The 14,156-nt window shown below is 69.5% G+C and carries 14 protein-coding genes and 1 pseudogene; 4 read left to right on the top strand and 11 right to left on the bottom strand.

Annotated features, from left to right (window positions below):
- Positions 1-64 precede the first annotated feature (64 nt).
- Positions 65-1,177, bottom strand: coding sequence for a helix-turn-helix transcriptional regulator (locus L6E12_RS02630; protein ID WP_236226254.1), 1,113 nt, complete (start codon positions 1,175-1,177; stop codon positions 65-67).
- Positions 1,178-1,668: 491 nt separating this feature from the next.
- On the opposite strand from L6E12_RS02630, the gene L6E12_RS02625 reads away from it, so the two are divergent.
- Positions 1,669-2,454, top strand: coding sequence for a helix-turn-helix transcriptional regulator (locus L6E12_RS02625; protein ID WP_236226253.1), 786 nt, complete (start codon positions 1,669-1,671; stop codon positions 2,452-2,454).
- Complete coding sequence (locus L6E12_RS02620) at positions 2,451-2,777, top strand: hypothetical protein (RefSeq protein WP_236226252.1); 327 nt, start codon at positions 2,451-2,453, stop codon at positions 2,775-2,777. Before L6E12_RS02625 ends, L6E12_RS02620 begins: the two co-directional genes overlap by 4 nt.
- Before the next feature lie 27 nt (positions 2,778-2,804).
- Here L6E12_RS02620 and L6E12_RS02615 read toward each other — a convergent pair whose 3' ends face one another.
- From L6E12_RS02615 to L6E12_RS02575, 9 genes are all read right to left on the bottom strand, one after another.
- Entirely contained in the window at positions 2,805-3,050 is a 246-nt protein-coding gene (locus L6E12_RS02615) for a hypothetical protein (protein WP_236226251.1), read from the bottom strand.
- A gap of 161 nt (positions 3,051-3,211) precedes the next feature.
- Positions 3,212-4,192 carry a dipeptide ABC transporter ATP-binding protein gene (locus tag L6E12_RS02610; RefSeq protein WP_236226306.1) on the bottom strand — a complete coding sequence of 327 codons (981 nt, stop codon included), beginning with the start codon at positions 4,190-4,192 and terminating at the stop codon, positions 3,212-3,214.
- Positions 4,193-4,287: 95 nt separating this feature from the next.
- Positions 4,288-5,328 (bottom strand): ABC transporter ATP-binding protein, encoded by a 1,041-nt coding sequence (locus L6E12_RS02605; RefSeq protein WP_236226250.1) that lies wholly within the window; start codon positions 5,326-5,328, stop codon positions 4,288-4,290.
- Positions 5,325-6,338 (bottom strand): ABC transporter permease, encoded by a 1,014-nt coding sequence (locus L6E12_RS35250; RefSeq protein ID WP_236226249.1) that lies wholly within the window; start codon positions 6,336-6,338, stop codon positions 5,325-5,327. Before L6E12_RS35250 ends, L6E12_RS02605 begins: the two co-directional genes overlap by 4 nt.
- A 92-nt stretch (positions 6,339-6,430) precedes the next feature.
- Entirely contained in the window at positions 6,431-8,179 is a 1,749-nt protein-coding gene (locus L6E12_RS02595; RefSeq protein WP_236226248.1) for an ABC transporter substrate-binding protein, read from the bottom strand.
- Positions 8,180-8,224: 45 nt separating this feature from the next.
- Entirely contained in the window at positions 8,225-9,229 is a 1,005-nt protein-coding gene (locus L6E12_RS02590) for an ABC transporter permease (protein ID WP_236226247.1), read from the bottom strand.
- Between the two features lie 305 nt (positions 9,230-9,534).
- Positions 9,535-10,110, bottom strand: a complete 576-nt coding sequence (locus tag L6E12_RS02585; RefSeq protein WP_374201827.1) for a uridine kinase — start codon at positions 10,108-10,110, stop codon at positions 9,535-9,537.
- A gap of 10 nt (positions 10,111-10,120) precedes the next feature.
- The gene (gene recR, locus L6E12_RS02580; RefSeq protein ID WP_110079256.1) at positions 10,121-10,717 is read right to left on the bottom strand and encodes a recombination mediator RecR; all 597 of its coding nucleotides are present in this window, start codon (positions 10,715-10,717) and stop codon (positions 10,121-10,123) included.
- A 7-nt stretch (positions 10,718-10,724) separates the two neighbouring features.
- Complete coding sequence (locus L6E12_RS02575) at positions 10,725-11,039, bottom strand: YbaB/EbfC family nucleoid-associated protein (RefSeq protein WP_035280003.1); 315 nt, start codon at positions 11,037-11,039, stop codon at positions 10,725-10,727.
- A gap of 102 nt (positions 11,040-11,141) precedes the next feature.
- Between L6E12_RS02575 and L6E12_RS02570 the strand changes: the two genes are divergently transcribed.
- Positions 11,142-12,017 carry an N-acetylmuramoyl-L-alanine amidase gene (locus tag L6E12_RS02570; RefSeq protein ID WP_240012275.1) on the top strand — a complete coding sequence of 292 codons (876 nt, stop codon included), beginning with the start codon at positions 11,142-11,144 and terminating at the stop codon, positions 12,015-12,017.
- A gap of 23 nt (positions 12,018-12,040) precedes the next feature.
- Positions 12,041-12,922 (top strand): hypothetical protein, encoded by an 882-nt coding sequence (locus L6E12_RS02565; protein ID WP_236226245.1) that lies wholly within the window; start codon positions 12,041-12,043, stop codon positions 12,920-12,922.
- A 414-nt stretch (positions 12,923-13,336) separates the two neighbouring features.
- Here L6E12_RS02565 and L6E12_RS02560 read toward each other — a convergent pair.
- Positions 13,337-14,156, bottom strand: a pseudogene (locus L6E12_RS02560) (DNA polymerase III subunit gamma/tau); the annotation flags it as partial.

Genomic DNA, 14,156 nt, shown 5'->3' with positions numbered 1-14,156 from the left:
GACCGGCCCCCGGGCAGTGCCCGGGGGCCGGTGGGGCAGGCGATGCGAGACCGCCGTTCGTTGATCAACTGGCCAAGCGCTCGACCTGGCTCATCCGCAGTTCCAGGCGGGAGGATTGAACACTCCCGGAGATTTCGCGGGCTTGCTCCAGCGTCAGACGTGCTTCATCGAGCTCTCCCGCATTGGCCTGCGATTCGGCCAACCAGGTCATGTACAGCGCCTTTTCTCGCACCCGATCGGATGAATAAGTCTCGATCGCGTCGAGGAGAAGCGGCTTGGCCGCAGAAGGTTGACCCAGTTCGATCAGACATCGTCCAGCCATGACATCGATTTCGTGTCGGTTCAGCCAGTAGACCCACTCCGGCTCGTCATCGTTGTGGGATCGACGTTCCCACTCCTCATCCACCAGCCCCAAGGTTCGCACTGCCGAAGTCTTGTCACGGGCACGCGCGTAGGACCACGCCAACCTCTCCCGCAAGAGCGTCTTGACAGCCGGAACGGCTTTCGTAGCGCCAGCCACGGCACTTTGCGCGAGAAGCACGGCATCAGCCGGATCTCCCACATTGGCCATCTGATAGGCCAGACTGGAAAAGAGTTGGCCGACCAAAACCTGGTCGTCGGCTTCGCGAGCCGCCGCCACACCCGTCAAATAGGTCGCTTGAGCCTCTGAGTACCGACCGGCATCACTGGCGACCCAGCCGGCCAACTGCGCCAGTTCACCGATAGCCACCAACAGCCTGCGTCCGTTTACCTCATCGAAACTGGCTTCTTTGGCGAGCATCTGAATTTCTTCGAATTCCCGTTGGACCACAGGGAGGAGGTCACGCCCGCCGACAAAGTCATCCAAGTGTCTGAGTTCTACGACACGATTCTCCAATGTGTCGGTCAAAGACGATCCGATGCGACGGCCGGATCTGAGGTGTTCACGCACGGGCGTTTCCCGGACAAGCCATTCGTGAGCCATACGCAGAGGATCGAACGGGTTCCCGTAAAGGGTGTCGATTGAAAGCCCGAGAGCCCGCGAATAAGCGATCACGTGTTCGCTTTGGACTGCTCGTCGCCCCGTTTCGATGTGTCCGAGGGTTGATTTGCTGAAGTGGGTCAGCCGCGACATGCCCTCCAGGCTCAGCCCCGCTGCCACACGCGCCGCCCGGAGTGTCGCACCCAGGTCGCTCACGCTGCAACTCCCTCCGCCGTAGACGTGTGTAGACGTCTGGGTCGTTCCCATTCGCGTGCCGAACCCTGAGAGTACCTGTGAGTGACGGGTCCAGCGCCCAGCGTAGAGGGAGATCAGGGGGTGAGCCGGTGAAGACGACCACCGCCATGGGCATATCGGTCACTTCCAGTGGTGATATCGGGACTCGGGCTTGTTCGCGCGTGTTCGAGGGCGGTTACACGTTCCGGTTGGCCAAAGGGGATACCGGGATCGCGGTGTTCGTGGGGACGTGCGTGGAGCAACGGCGTTTCCTGGTCATCCGCGAGACGAAGTTTCCCGCCCCACCGGTGGAGGGTCCGCAACAACCGCTCTGCGTGCTCCCGAAGCCCCTTGCCCTGGACTGGAGTGACCACACGGGGCTGCGGGCCTACGCCCGGAGGTGTCTGGAGCGGGTGCGTGACCGGCACCGTGGTTCGGAGAACAGGTAGATCGGTATGCCAGCAGTGGGGATCATGGGTACACAAGAGGGATTCAGCCGCGCGCGCCACGACATCCGGGCGAAGACCGCCCGGTCGTTGCTGTTGTCGTCGGAGTTGGACGCGGTCCGGGTGCGGCACGGTGTGACCACCCGGGCTTTGGCGGAGGCCATGGACATGTCACCGGCGATGGTGAACCGCATGATGACGGGCCGCCGGGTCCCGGGCCCGGTGGAAATCGGGGGGTTGTGCGCCGTTCTGGATGTTCCGCCCGACCGTCGTCCGTACCTCTACGGCTTGGCGCGGGAGAGCGAGAAGAAGGACTGGTTGATCCACGCAACTCCGTCGGATTCCGATCCCAACGGCACCGTTCGCGCGCTGTGGTCCTTGGCGGACGCGGTGGACACCTACGGTGTGACCGGTGGACCGCGTGTCTTGGGCAATGCTCGCGTCTCGCCCGAGGCTGTGCAGGCCAGACACGCGGAGGACGTCGTGTGGACGCATTACGTGCCGAATCGCGCCTTGGACGGGTCGGGGGGAGAACTCGACTCGCAGACGAAACGCTTGGTCCGACTGGCGCGGCTCGGTGGGGTGCGGATCATCCCGGATGGTGTCGCACCACCGTTTCGACACCCTGTTCAGGTGCTCCGCTTCCGCCACTTCGCACCGGTGGTGGTCCTGGATCTCGACTACACCGTCGTCATCCTGGAGAACGAGCACGCCGAGCACTACGTCGCTCCACTGCGCGTGGCCATGGGCTCGGCGTTGTCGGCAGGGGTGTCGCGGGAGCTTGTCGTCCGGTTGTGGGGTGGTGGCGCGTGAACCTGCAACCGTTGCGGGTGGCGCTGGAGGCCAGTCCGGGGTGGGCGATCACCGACGTGGACGGGAACATCGACGCGCGGCGCCGTGGCGGTCGGATGCTGGACGGCTTGGTCGCCTGGGCGGGCGACGGGGTGGACCACGTGTTCGCGGCGCGCTTCGACTCACTGGAGAGACAGGCTTGGGTGAGGTTGCACCCGAGGCCGGTGGCAGCGCTGCGCGAACTCGACTCGCACCCCGCCGAGCTGCCCCAGCCCTGGTTGCACCTGACCGAAACCGAGTTCATCGCCGTGATCGCACTGATGGAGGAGCGGATCGGGAACTGACCACTCCGCCTCAGCACACCGACCCGGCTACCGGTGGTGGTCCCGGCTGAGGAACTGGCGCCAGCCGGTCGCCGTCCACGTCGCCACGAGCAGGACCTGGGCGACGACGATCAGCAGCCACAGGTTGCCGGTGGCCAGGATCGTGAGGACCAGGCCGAGCAGGACCACCGCGCAGACCCACCGGACGGCGAGCACCCCGACTTCTCCGCCGTCCCGCGCGGGTGGGCGCGGGTCGCCGATCGCCCCCGATTCGCGCAGACGCGCGATCTCCAACGGTTCCTCGCCCCACTCACCGGACCCCCGCCTGCCAGCCACCAGTGCGCCCCCTCACCTCGACCAACTGCCCCGAGCGTAGCGCGTACCACCGACAAAAAGGGCCCTGACGTGCACGAAGGCCCCGCCCGGAACCGGGTGGGGCCTTCGCGTGCGGTCGGCTAGCCCGCGGCGCCGGTCGGGTCGACCGTCAGCTCGTCGGTGTTCTCCGGGAAGTGGCAGGCGGCCCGGTGGCCGGGGGCCAGCTCCGCCAGCGGCGGCTGCACCGTCTTGCAGATCTCCTGCGCCTTCCAGCACCGGGTGTGGAACCGGCACCCCGACGGCGGGTTGATCGGGCTGGGCACGTCGCCCTGCAGGCGGATGCGTTCCCGGTTGTTCTTGCGGTTGGTGTCCGGGATGGGGACCGCCGACAGCAGCGCCACCGTGTACGGGTGCATGGGCCGCTCGTAGAGCGCGGTCCGGTCGGCGATCTCCATGATCTGGCCCAGGTACATGACCGCGACCCGGTCGGACACGTGCCGCACCACCGACAGGTCGTGCGCGATCATCACGTAGGTCAGGTCGAACTCGTCCTGCAGGTCCTCCAGCAGGTTCACCACCTGCGCCTGGATGGACACGTCCAGCGCCGACACCGGTTCGTCCGCGACGATCAGCTTCGGCCGCAGCGCCAGGGTGCGGGCGATCCCGATGCGCTGGCGCTGGCCGCCGGAGAACTCGTGCGGGTAGCGGTTGTAGTGCTCCGGGTTGAGGCCCACCAGCTCCAGGAGGTCCTGCACGGCCTTCTTGACGCCGCCGGGCGGGTCGACCTTCTGCAACCGGTACGGGGCGCCGACGATCGTGCCGACGGTGTGCCGGGGGTTCAGCGACGAGTACGGGTCCTGGAAGATCATCTGGATGTCACGGCGCATCGGGCGCATGTCCGACATGGACAGGTGCGTGATGTCGCGGCCCTCCAGGGTGACCTTGCCGCCGGTGGGTTCCAGCAGGCGGGTCAGCAGGCGGCCGGTGGTGGTCTTGCCGCAGCCGGACTCGCCGACGATCGACAGGGTCTCCCCGCGCTTGACCGAGAACGTCAGCCCGTCCACGGCCTGCACCGCGCCGACCTTGCGGCGCAGCAGGCCGCGGCGGATCGGGAAGTGCATCTGCAGGTCCTCGGCGACCAGGAGGTCGTCCCGGTCCACCGCCGTTCCGTTGGCAGGAGAAGTCAGGGAAGTCAGGGAAGTCACAGCGTCCTCGTTCACAGCTTCGGCCTGATCTCGTTCTCCCAGATGCGTGTCCGCTCCTCGCCCGACAGGTGGCAGGCGATGAAGTGGCCGCCGCCGACGTCGCGGAACTCCGGGCGCTCGGTGGTGCTGAGGTCGCCGTTGAGCGCGTCGTAGGCGCACCGGGGGTTGAACGGGCAGCCGCGCGGCACGTTGATCAGGCTGGGCGGGGAGCCCGCGATCGGTTGCAGGCGCTCGGTGCGCTCGCGGTCGAGGCGGGGCATGGAACCGAGCAGGCCCCAGGTGTAGGGGTGCTGCGGGTTGGTGAAGATGTCCTCGGCGGTGCTGTACTCCACCGCCCGGCCCGCGTACATGACCATGATGTCGTCGGCCAGCTCGGCGACCACCCCGAGGTCGTGGGTGATGATCACGACGGCGGAGTTGAACTCGGCCTGCAGGTCCCGGATCAGGTCCAGGATCTGCGCCTGCACGGTCACGTCGAGCGCGGTGGTCGGCTCGTCGGCGATGAGCAGCTCGGGGTCGCAGGACAGCGCCATGGCGATCATCGCGCGCTGGCGCATCCCGCCGGAGAACTGGTGCGGGTAGTCGTCCACCCGCGACTTCGGGTTCGGGATGCCGACCCGCTCCAGCAGGTCGATGGCGTGCTTGCGGGCCACCTGCTTGGTGACCTTGTTGTGCACCCGGTACGCCTCGACGATCTGGCTGCCCACCGTGTAGAACGGGTGCATCGCCGACAGCGGGTCCTGGAAGATCATCGCCATTCGCTTGCCGCGCAACCGGCGCACGGCGTCGGGGTCCATGCCCACCAGGTCCTGCCCGTCGAGCAGGATCTCGCCGGTGATGTCCGCGGTGCCCCGCTTGTGCAGCCCCATCACCGACAGGCTGGTGACGCTCTTGCCGGAGCCGGACTCGCCGACGATGCCCAGGGTCTTGCCGCGGTGGACGCTGAACGACAGGTCGTCGACGGACTTGACCACGCCGTCGTCGGTGGGGAAGTGCACGCGCAGGTTGCGGACTTCCAGGAACGGGTTCTCTGCTCCCGTGCTGCTGCTCATGCGGTGCGCACCCTCGGGTCGACGACGGCGTAGAGGAGGTCGACGACCAGGTTGGCCAGCACGATGAAGAACGCGGCCATGATCGTCACCCCCATCACCTTGGGCAGGTCGTAGTTCTTGATCGCGTCGATGGCGTACTGGCCGAGTCCCTTGAGCGAGAACGCCGACTCGGTCAGCACGGCGCCGCCGAGCAGCAGGCCGATGTCCAGGCCGAAGATGGTCAGGATCGGGGTGAGCGCGCCGCGCAGGCCGTGCTTGACCACGACCTTGCGCTCGACCAGGCCCTTGGCGCGGGCCGTGCGGATGAAGTCCTCGTTCATCGTCTCCAGCATCCCGGCCCGGGTGAGCCGGGCGTACTGGGCGGAGAACTGGAAGGCGAGGGTGATCCACGGCAGCAGCAGCGCGTACGCCCAGTCGCCGATGTTCTCGGTGATCGGGGTGTAGGACCCGCCTGGTGCGGTCCAGCCGAGCTGGTAGCTGAAGAAGGCCAGCGAGATCAGGCCGGTGAAGAAGATCGGCAGCGAGACACCGGCGAGGGCGACGCCCATCGACATGCGGTCGAGAACCGATCCCTTGCGCAGCGCGGAGAGCGTGCCAACGGAGATGCCCGCGAGCAGCCACAGGATCGCCGCGCCGCTGGCCAGCGACAGGGTGACCGGGAGCCGGTCGAGCAGGTCCGGCAGCACCGGCTGGTTGGTGCGGAACGAGTAGCCCAGGCACGGGGCCGGGCAGTAGTCCACGGCCGGGCCGTAGTCGTAGTAGGCGCCGACGAAGATGCCCTTCAGCCAGTTGCCGTACTGCACCGCGATCGGGTCGTAGAAGCCGAGCCGCTCGGCGGTGAGCCGGACGGTCTCGGCGGTGGCCGCGCGACCGACGTAGCGCGACGCCAGGGTTTCCGGGGTGCCGCCACCGAGCTTCGGGATCACGAAGAAGATGGCGAACGTGATCATGCTGACGATGAACAGCAGCACGACCGCGGCGAACAGCCGCCTGATGATGTATGTGATCACAGTGGCCGGCACCGGCGGTGGGCCCGGGAGGTCGTCCCGGGCCCACCGCCTGCTGCCTTCACCTGCCTAACGTCGCTTCGACCGTCGGTGGGCTAGCTGGCGCCGAGGGCCAGGTAGTCGTACATGCCGAACGCCTCCGAGACGAAGACGTTCGTCAGGCCCTTGCCGCGGATGAGCAGGCTCTTCGCGTACACACCCGGCAGGATCACGGCCTCTTCCATGACCCGCTTGTCGATGTCGCCCCACATCGCCTCGCGCTTGGTCGCGTCGGTCTCGGCGATGGCCGCGTCGAGCATCGTGTCGACCTCGGGGATGCGCACGGAGGTGTTCGACGAGCCGCCGCCCTCCCGGATGACCCGGCTGTCGACGATCTGCGACAGGAAGCCGAAGCCGTCGTTCCAGTCCGCGCCCCAGCCGTTGATGACCAGGCCGAGGTTGTTGGCCTTGACGTACGGCGGGTTGCCTGCGAACTGGGAGAAGTAGTCGCCCTGCGGGAAGGCGCGGAGGGTCAGCTTGATGCCGACGCGGGCGAGCGACTGCTGCAGCGACTCGGCGGCGGCCTTCTCCTTGGGGCGCTCGGCCCGGTAGGAGATGTTCGTCTCGAAGCCGTTGGGCTGGCCGCAGGCGGCCAGCGCCTCCTTGGCCTTGTTCACGTCGCCCTTGCCGTCGGCGCCGGCCGGGTACAGGTCGAACTTCTCCTGGCCGGGGATCAGCGGCGGCATGATGGTGGTGGCGATCTCGCCGCCGGAGAACGGGCCGCCGTACGCGGTCTGGTAGCTGGTCTTGTCCGTGGCGTACTCGACCGCCTTGCGGCAGTCGATGTTGTCCAGCGGGGCGACCGTCGGGTTGATCGAGGTGTACCACAGGCGCGCGATCGTCGGGTTGTCCGCGTTCGCCTTGAGGCTCGGGTCGCCGAGGACGCGGCTCAGCGACGCGGGCTGCACGCCGGTGCCCGCGATGTCGATGTGCAGGTCGCCGTTGATCAGCCGGTTGTCGATGTCGTCGGCGTTGACGTTCATCTCGACCTCGTAGCCGTCCGGCAGCGCCTTGCGGTTCGGGTCGGTGGCCGGGTCCCACTGGTCGTTGCGGACCAGGTTGAACTTCTTGTCGATCTCGTTCTTGTCGAACTTGTACGGGCCCGTGGAGACCACGTGCTCCTTGTACTTGGCGCCGGTGTCCTTGGCCTTGGGCACCGGGGCGGTCTGCGGGAGCTGCGCCATGTAGTCGAAGCCGCCGAAGGGCGCCTTGAGGTGGAAGACGATGGTCTGGTCGTCCGGCGTGGTGATGGCCGAACTGGTGTCCATGTCCGGGGTCTTGTACGGACCCTTGTAGCCCTCGGGCAGGTTGAGGAAGCCCTCGAAGTAGGCGGGGCCGTTCGGGAAGGTCTCCTTGTCGGTGGACCGCAGGACCGCGTACGCGACGTCCTTGGCGGTCACCGGGGTGCCGTCCTCGTACTTGATGCCGGTGCGCAGCTTGTAGGTCCAGGTCTTGCCGCCGTCGCTGGGCTCACCGAGCTTCTCGGCGAGGTCCGGGACCAGCTCGTTGGACGCGCTGCCGGGGGCGGGCTTGAACATCACCAGCGACCGGCCGTAGAGCCGCAAGAAGTTCCACGAGTAGCCGTAGTAGGTCTCGCCGGGGTCCAGGGAGTCCCAGGTGCCCGCGTTGGCGATCTTGATGACCCCACCCTTCTTGTCAGAGGGGTTGAGGGATTTGTCGAGGGCGGCGTTGAAGCCGGACTCCCCCGAACCGCTGTTGCCACCGGTACTGCCGCCGCAGGCGGACAGTGCCATGGCAACAGCAGCGCCCGCGGCGACCGCGGTGACCAAGCGCTTGCTGTTCATCGTGCTGTTGCACCCTTCCTTCCAGGACACCGGTACTGCCATCACCTATCGGGCACGCGGGTCGAGCGCGTCGCGCAGGCCGTCGCCGAACAGGTTGAACGCGAGCACGGTCACGAAGATCGCCAGACCGGGCCAGAGCATGAAGTGCGGGATCGTGTAGTACGCCGCGGCTTCCGACAGCATCCCGCCCCAGGTCGCGGTGGGGGCGTTGATCCCGACACCGAGGAACGACAGCGCCGATTCGAACAGGATGTTCGTCGGGATCAGCAGCGTCGCGTAGACGAGGATGGGCGCCACCAGGTTGGGCAGCAGTTCCCGGAAGAGGATGTACGGGCCGCGCGCGCCCAGGCTGCGCGCCGCGTCGACGAACTCGCGTTCGCGCAGCGACAGCGTCTGGCCGCGCACGATCCGGCCCGCGTAGGGCCAGTTGAAGAAGCCGATCACGAAGATCAGCAGCGCGATTCGCAGCGCCTCGCCGCGCAGCCCGAACAGCTCGTCCGGCAGCACGCCGACCATGGCGATGGCGAAGACCAGCAGCGGGAACGCCAGGAAGACGTCCATCGCCCGGCTGATCAGGGTGTCGACCCAGCCGCCGAAGTACCCGGCGGTGACGCCGAGGACGGTGCCGATGAAGACCGAGAGCAGCGTGGCCAGGAACGCGATGAGCAGCGAGATCCAGGCGCCGGAGAAGACCCGGGCGGCGATGTCGCGGCCGTTCTTGGGCTCCACGCCGAAGATGTGGTCGGCGCTCATGCCGCCGAAGGCGCCCTTGGGGGCGAGCGTGCCGAACTCGGTGTCGACCAGGTCCTCGTGGAACGTGTTGGGGTGCACCACGTCGAAGACCCGGTCGAGCAGCAGCCCGGCGACGGCCATCAGCACCAGCAGGACCACGAACACGCCCGCGGCCACCGCGACCTTGTCGCGCTTGAGCCGCAGCCAGGCGATCTGGCCGAGCGAGCGGCCCTGGATCGCCTTGGCGGGCATGCCCGCGAGTGCGGCCTCCGGGTCGGCCTCGGCGGCCGAGCCGGAGACGTCGGGCGGTGCCGTCATGCCGTGAACCGCCCTGGCGCCTGCGCGTGCGGTCGCGGTCCGCCGGGTGTGGCGGTCGTCCGACCGGCTCGCGCGGATCGCTGGTAAGCCATCCCGCACTCCTCGTCTCCGCGGCGGTCCGTCTTCCGGAGCGCGCCGTGTGGTGGCCGACCATAGCTGTTTTGGTGGAGAACTCTTAACTACGGGAGGTCACGATCCGAACAACTGACATACACAGAATCACCGTTGCGCAACTGTTTTGACACTGTCAGTCACTTTTAGGGAAAATTTGTTCGCTGAGCGGACACCGTAGATACGCTGTTCGGTCAGCTCTGAACACGAGTGGACGCACGGTCACTGGTGCCGTCCACAGCGAACCACCCCGCCTCGAAGAGCTGCCACCGGCGGAACAGGGGTTCACTGGGGTGCCCGTCGCGAGCCACCGCGCGCGCCAGCCGGACCGCGGGATCGGGCACCTCGCACCAGAAGAGGTGCGACAGCAGGGGCGCCACCGAGCGCCTGCCGGAGGAAACGCCCTCGACGACCAGCACCTCGGGGAGTTCGACGTGGGCCGTTCCGCCCAACCGGGGTTCGCCGGTGGACCAGTCCATTCGGCGGTAAGCACCCGGGAGGCCCTGCGCCAAGCGGTCCAGCACCCCGCGGGCCAGCCGCGGCCACCAGCCGACCGGGTCGTCCCAGGTGGCGAAGTCGTCGGTCGGCACCAGCGCGACGCGCGCCCCGCGCCCGCGCAGCGCGGCCACCAGGTCCCCCGAAAAGGTGGTCTTGCCGGACCCGGACGGGCCGTCGACGGCCACCAGCCGCACCGCGCCCAGCCGGGGCGCGGCGGCCAGCACCGCCGCGGCCGACTCCAGCGCGGCCGACTCCAGCGGGGTCGGGCTCACCGCGCCGGGCTCACACCGTGCGGCGACCGGAGAGGGCTCGGCCCAGCGTCAGCTCGTCGGCGAACTCCAGGTCGCCGCCCATCGGCAGGCCGGAGGCCAGCCGGGTCACGGTGAGCCCGGGGAAGTCGCGCAGCATCCGCACCAGGTAGGTGGCGGTGGCCTCGCCCTCGGTGTTCGGGTCCATCGCCAGGATCACCTCGGTGATCTCCTGCGATCCGATCCGCGATAGCAATTGCCGGATGCGCAGCTGCTCGGGCCCGATGCCGGACAACGGGTCGAGCGCGCCGCCGAGCACGTGATAGCGGCCCTTGAACTCGCGGGTGCGCTCGATGGCCAGGACGTCCTTGGGTTCCTCGACCACGCACACCGCGGACGGGTCGCGCCGGGCGTCCCGGCAGATGCGGCAGGTGGTCTCCTCGGAGACGTTGCCGCAGACGTCGCAGAAGACCACGCCCTCCTTGACCTTCTGCAGGGCCTCCTGCAACCGGGTCACGTCGGCGGGTTCGGCGCCGAGCAGGTGGAACGCGATCCGCTGGGCGCTCTTGGGCCCGACACCGGGCAACCTGCCCAGCTCGTCGATCAGGTCCTGTACCGGGCCCTCGTACACCCAGCCCTCACATGCCGGGCAGGCCGAGGCCGCCCAGTCCGAGACCGCTGGTCAGCTCGGCGCGCTTGGCGTCGGCGTGCTCCTGCACCTGCCCGGACGCGTCGCGGACCGCGGCGACGATGAGGTCGGCCAGCAGCTCGGCCTCCTCGGGGTCGACCACCTCGGGCTTGAGCACGAGGGCCTTCAGCTCGCCGGACCCGGCGACCGTGGCCACCACGGCCCCGCCGCCGGAGGTGCCGGTGAACTCGGCCTCCTCGATCTCGCGCTGGGTGGTCTCGGCCTGCTCCTGGAGCTTGCCGAGCTGCGCGAGCATGGCCTGCATGTCGGGTGCGCCGCCTCCGGGAAACACCGGGGCCCCTCTCGTCGGGGATCGTGGTCGCCCCCAGTCTAGGCGGACCCCCCGCGTGGCATGGTGGGCGGCGTGCTGCGTCGACCCCCGCTGCGAAGCGTCGCCCTGACCTGCTCCGTCGTCCTGGCCACCGCGGCCTGCGGCGGCGCCCCCGCGGCCCCCGCGGCGACCAGCGCGGCGCCGACCACGACGACCGCGGTCGGCTCCACCCCGCCCACCACGACCACCCCACCGCCGAGCCCGACACCGACGACGACCACCCCGCCCGCCGCGCCGACGACCACCACCGAGCCGGTCGTGCCCGCCGGTCGCGTGGTCGTCCTGGACCCCGGGCACAACGGTGGCAACGCGGCGCACCCCAAGGAGATCAACAAGCCGGTCCCGGCCGGGCGCGGCCAGGTCAAGGCGTGCAACACCACGGGGACGGCCACCAACGCCGGCTACCCGGAGCACGCCTTCACCTGGGACCTCGCCCAGCGCGTCCGCGCCCTGCTCACCGCCCGGGGCGTCCGGGTCGTCCTGACCCGCCCCGACGACACCGGGGTCGGCCCCTGCGTCGACCGCCGCGCCGCCATCGGCAACGAGGCCGACGCCGCCGCGGTCGTGTCCCTGCACGCCGACGGCTCGACCGCCGCGGGCGCCCACGGCTTCCACATCGCCCACTCGTCCCCGCCGCTCAACGCCGCGCAGGGCGGGCCGTCGCTGGAACTGGCGGGCGACCTGCGGGACGCGCTGGTCGGCGCGGGCTTCCCCACCTCCACCTACACCGGCACCGCCGGACTGTCCCCTCGGAACGATCTGGCCGGGCTCAACCTGGCCACCCGCCCCAGTGCCCTGGTGGAGTGCGGCAACATGCGCGACGCGGCCGAGGCGGCCACCCTGTCGAGCCCGGACGGGCGGCAGCGCTACGCCGAAGGGATAGCAAACGGCATCCTCGGATTCCTCGGCTGAGCACCCTGTGACAGGCTTGGATCATGTCCGGGATGCGGGTGCTCGACGTCGACGAGCGGGGACGGTTGCTCACCGCGGCAACCGAAGGAGACCAGTCGCGGCTGGTCGAGACCGACGCCAAGGGGAACAGCCGCGAACTCGCCGTGGTGGGTGACCTCACCCTGGCCAGGTACCTCCCGGAAGAGCGCACGGTGGTCGTCCAGCACGGAACGCCCGCGCGCCTGTCCCTCCTGCGCGCCAACGGGAAGATGGCCCCCCTGCTGGGCTCACCGGACCACGACACCGAGCTGCTGGGCGTGCTCCCCGGCCGGATCGTCTACCGCGCCAACCGGCGCCACCGCCTGCTCTACACGGTGGTCATCAGGAACGTCCTGGTCGGCGAGGAGCAGGCGGTCTACGACCGGGGCGGTTCGGTCCTGGAGGCCGCGGTCAGCGCGAACAGCCGCCACATCGCCATCCGGATGCCCCGCAAGCTCGTCCTGGTCGACACCATGCCGGTCACCGAGGACGACCACGTCCGGCTGATCTCCCCCGAACCGGTGGACGCGGGCCACCGCACCCTGGCCTGGCTGCCCGACTCCCAGCGCCTCCTCGCCACCGAGTACGGCCCGGGATCGGCCGCGGTGACCCGCTGGAACGTCGCCGAACCGGAGTGGTCCACGCTGGTCCCCGACCTGCCGCTGTCGGCCACCGCGCACCTCGCGCCGGACGGCAGGCGCTTCGCGGTGGCGCTGCCGGACGGGATCTCGTTGCACGAGACCGAGACCGGTCGCTACCTGCGCTCCGCCGCCGTGCCCGGGCCGACTGAGGTGCGCTGGACGCCCGACTCGTTGCGGTTGGTGGTCACCGGGGCTGGTGGGATCTCGTGGGTGGAGGCGGAGTCCGGCGCGGTCAAGGCCGCTTAGGGTCCGCTTCGCCGGGGCTGTGTCGTGTGCTGTCGGCTCAAGGGCCGGGATTTTGTCGGTGGTGCCCGGGTGGGTGGATCTGCTCGGGCGGGGCCCCTACAGCGATCATGCGCCCAGTGTGACCGAGTGGGGCTGAAGAGATGCCCCACAGCCCACGCAGGCTTGCACATGATCGCTACCCCCACCCAAGCAGATCCACCCACCCGGGCCTTTTCGTAGCCGGGCCGGCGGTTTGTTGGGTGGTCGGCGGCTGCGCGGGTGGGGTTACGCGTGGCTGGTTGGCCGGCTCGCGGGTGGTGGGGTGGTTGGCCGGCTTTGGGGCCTGTCTTCAAGCCGGTTGACCGCCCGGCAAACCGCAGGCCCGGCCAAGCACATCCACCCAGTCGGGTACACCCACACACCTCGTGGGTGGGCCTAGCCCTCCACCGGGCGGGCGCCGAGCTTCTCGGCCAGCAGTTTCAACATCGCCGCCTCGGGGTCCTGGCGGGGGGCGTCCGGGTCGGGTTTGTGCGCGGCCTGGGCCAGCATCTCCTCTTCGTCCTCCGGCTCCGGGGGCGGGGGGATGTCCTCGGCGGGGGGCTCCGGGGGGAGTTGCTCGACGGGGCGGGACGCCCGGCGCGGGGGTTCGAAGGTGCGCTCGGGGGTGGCTTTGGCCTGGGCCCTGGGCGGGGCGGCGGTGCCGGTGTCGGGGGCGGAGCTGGGGTCGGCGTGGATGCAGCGGACCTTCCACGTGCCGCCGAACAGGGTGACCAGGGCCTGGGCGATGGCGTCGGTGTTGCTGGTCTCGGCCAGCAGGCGGGCCAGGGGCGCGGCGGCGTGGGCGATGACCAGGGTGTCGCCCTCCACGGTCTGGACCGTGGCGGTGGCGAGGAGTGCGGCCGTGCGCTTGCTGGTGTTGCGGATGGTGGCCAGCAGCTCCGACCACACCCGGCGCACGGCGGCGGCGTCGAGGCCGCCGGGGGCGGGCGCCTGGGCTGGGGAGGACCCGGCCGGGGTGGGCTGAGGTGCTGTGGGGCGCTGCGGTGCGGACCGTTCGGGGGTCGGGCGGTCCGGAGTGGTCCGTTCCGGTTGCGCGGCGGGTTGCGCGGCGGCGCGCTGCGAGGGGCGGACGTACTGCGAGCCGTCGGCGTTCTTGCGCGGGGCCTCCGCCCGGGCGGGCTCGGGGCGCGGGGCCTCCGGAGCGGCGGGCCGGGCGGGCTCCGGGCGGGCCGGTTCGGGGCGCAGGACCTCCGGG

Source organism: Actinokineospora sp. PR83, assembly GCF_021056305.1.
Classification (GTDB): domain Bacteria; phylum Actinomycetota; class Actinomycetes; order Mycobacteriales; family Pseudonocardiaceae; genus Actinokineospora; species Actinokineospora spheciospongiae.
Note: the sequence above shows the minus strand (reverse complement) of the source record. Positions and strands in the feature narration are given on the sequence as shown.

Bases quoted from the DNA above. Each gene is read 5' to 3' on its own strand.
- L6E12_RS02625 (WP_236226253.1), top strand. From the start codon at position 1,669: ATGGGTACACAAGAGGGATTCAGCCGCGCGCGCCACGACATCCGGGCG.
- L6E12_RS02590 (WP_236226247.1), bottom strand. From the start codon at position 9,229: ATGACGGCACCGCCCGACGTCTCCGGCTCGGCCGCCGAGGCCGACCCG.
- L6E12_RS02610 (WP_236226306.1), bottom strand. From the start codon at position 4,192: ATGCACTTCCCGATCCGCCGCGGCCTGCTGCGCCGCAAGGTCGGCGCG.
- L6E12_RS02565 (WP_236226245.1), top strand. From the start codon at position 12,041: ATGTCCGGGATGCGGGTGCTCGACGTCGACGAGCGGGGACGGTTGCTC.
- L6E12_RS02605 (WP_236226250.1), bottom strand. From the start codon at position 5,328: ATGAGCAGCAGCACGGGAGCAGAGAACCCGTTCCTGGAAGTCCGCAAC.
- L6E12_RS02575 (WP_035280003.1), bottom strand. From the start codon at position 11,039: ATGCAGGCCATGCTCGCGCAGCTCGGCAAGCTCCAGGAGCAGGCCGAG.
- L6E12_RS02595 (WP_236226248.1), bottom strand. From the start codon at position 8,179: ATGAACAGCAAGCGCTTGGTCACCGCGGTCGCCGCGGGCGCTGCTGTT.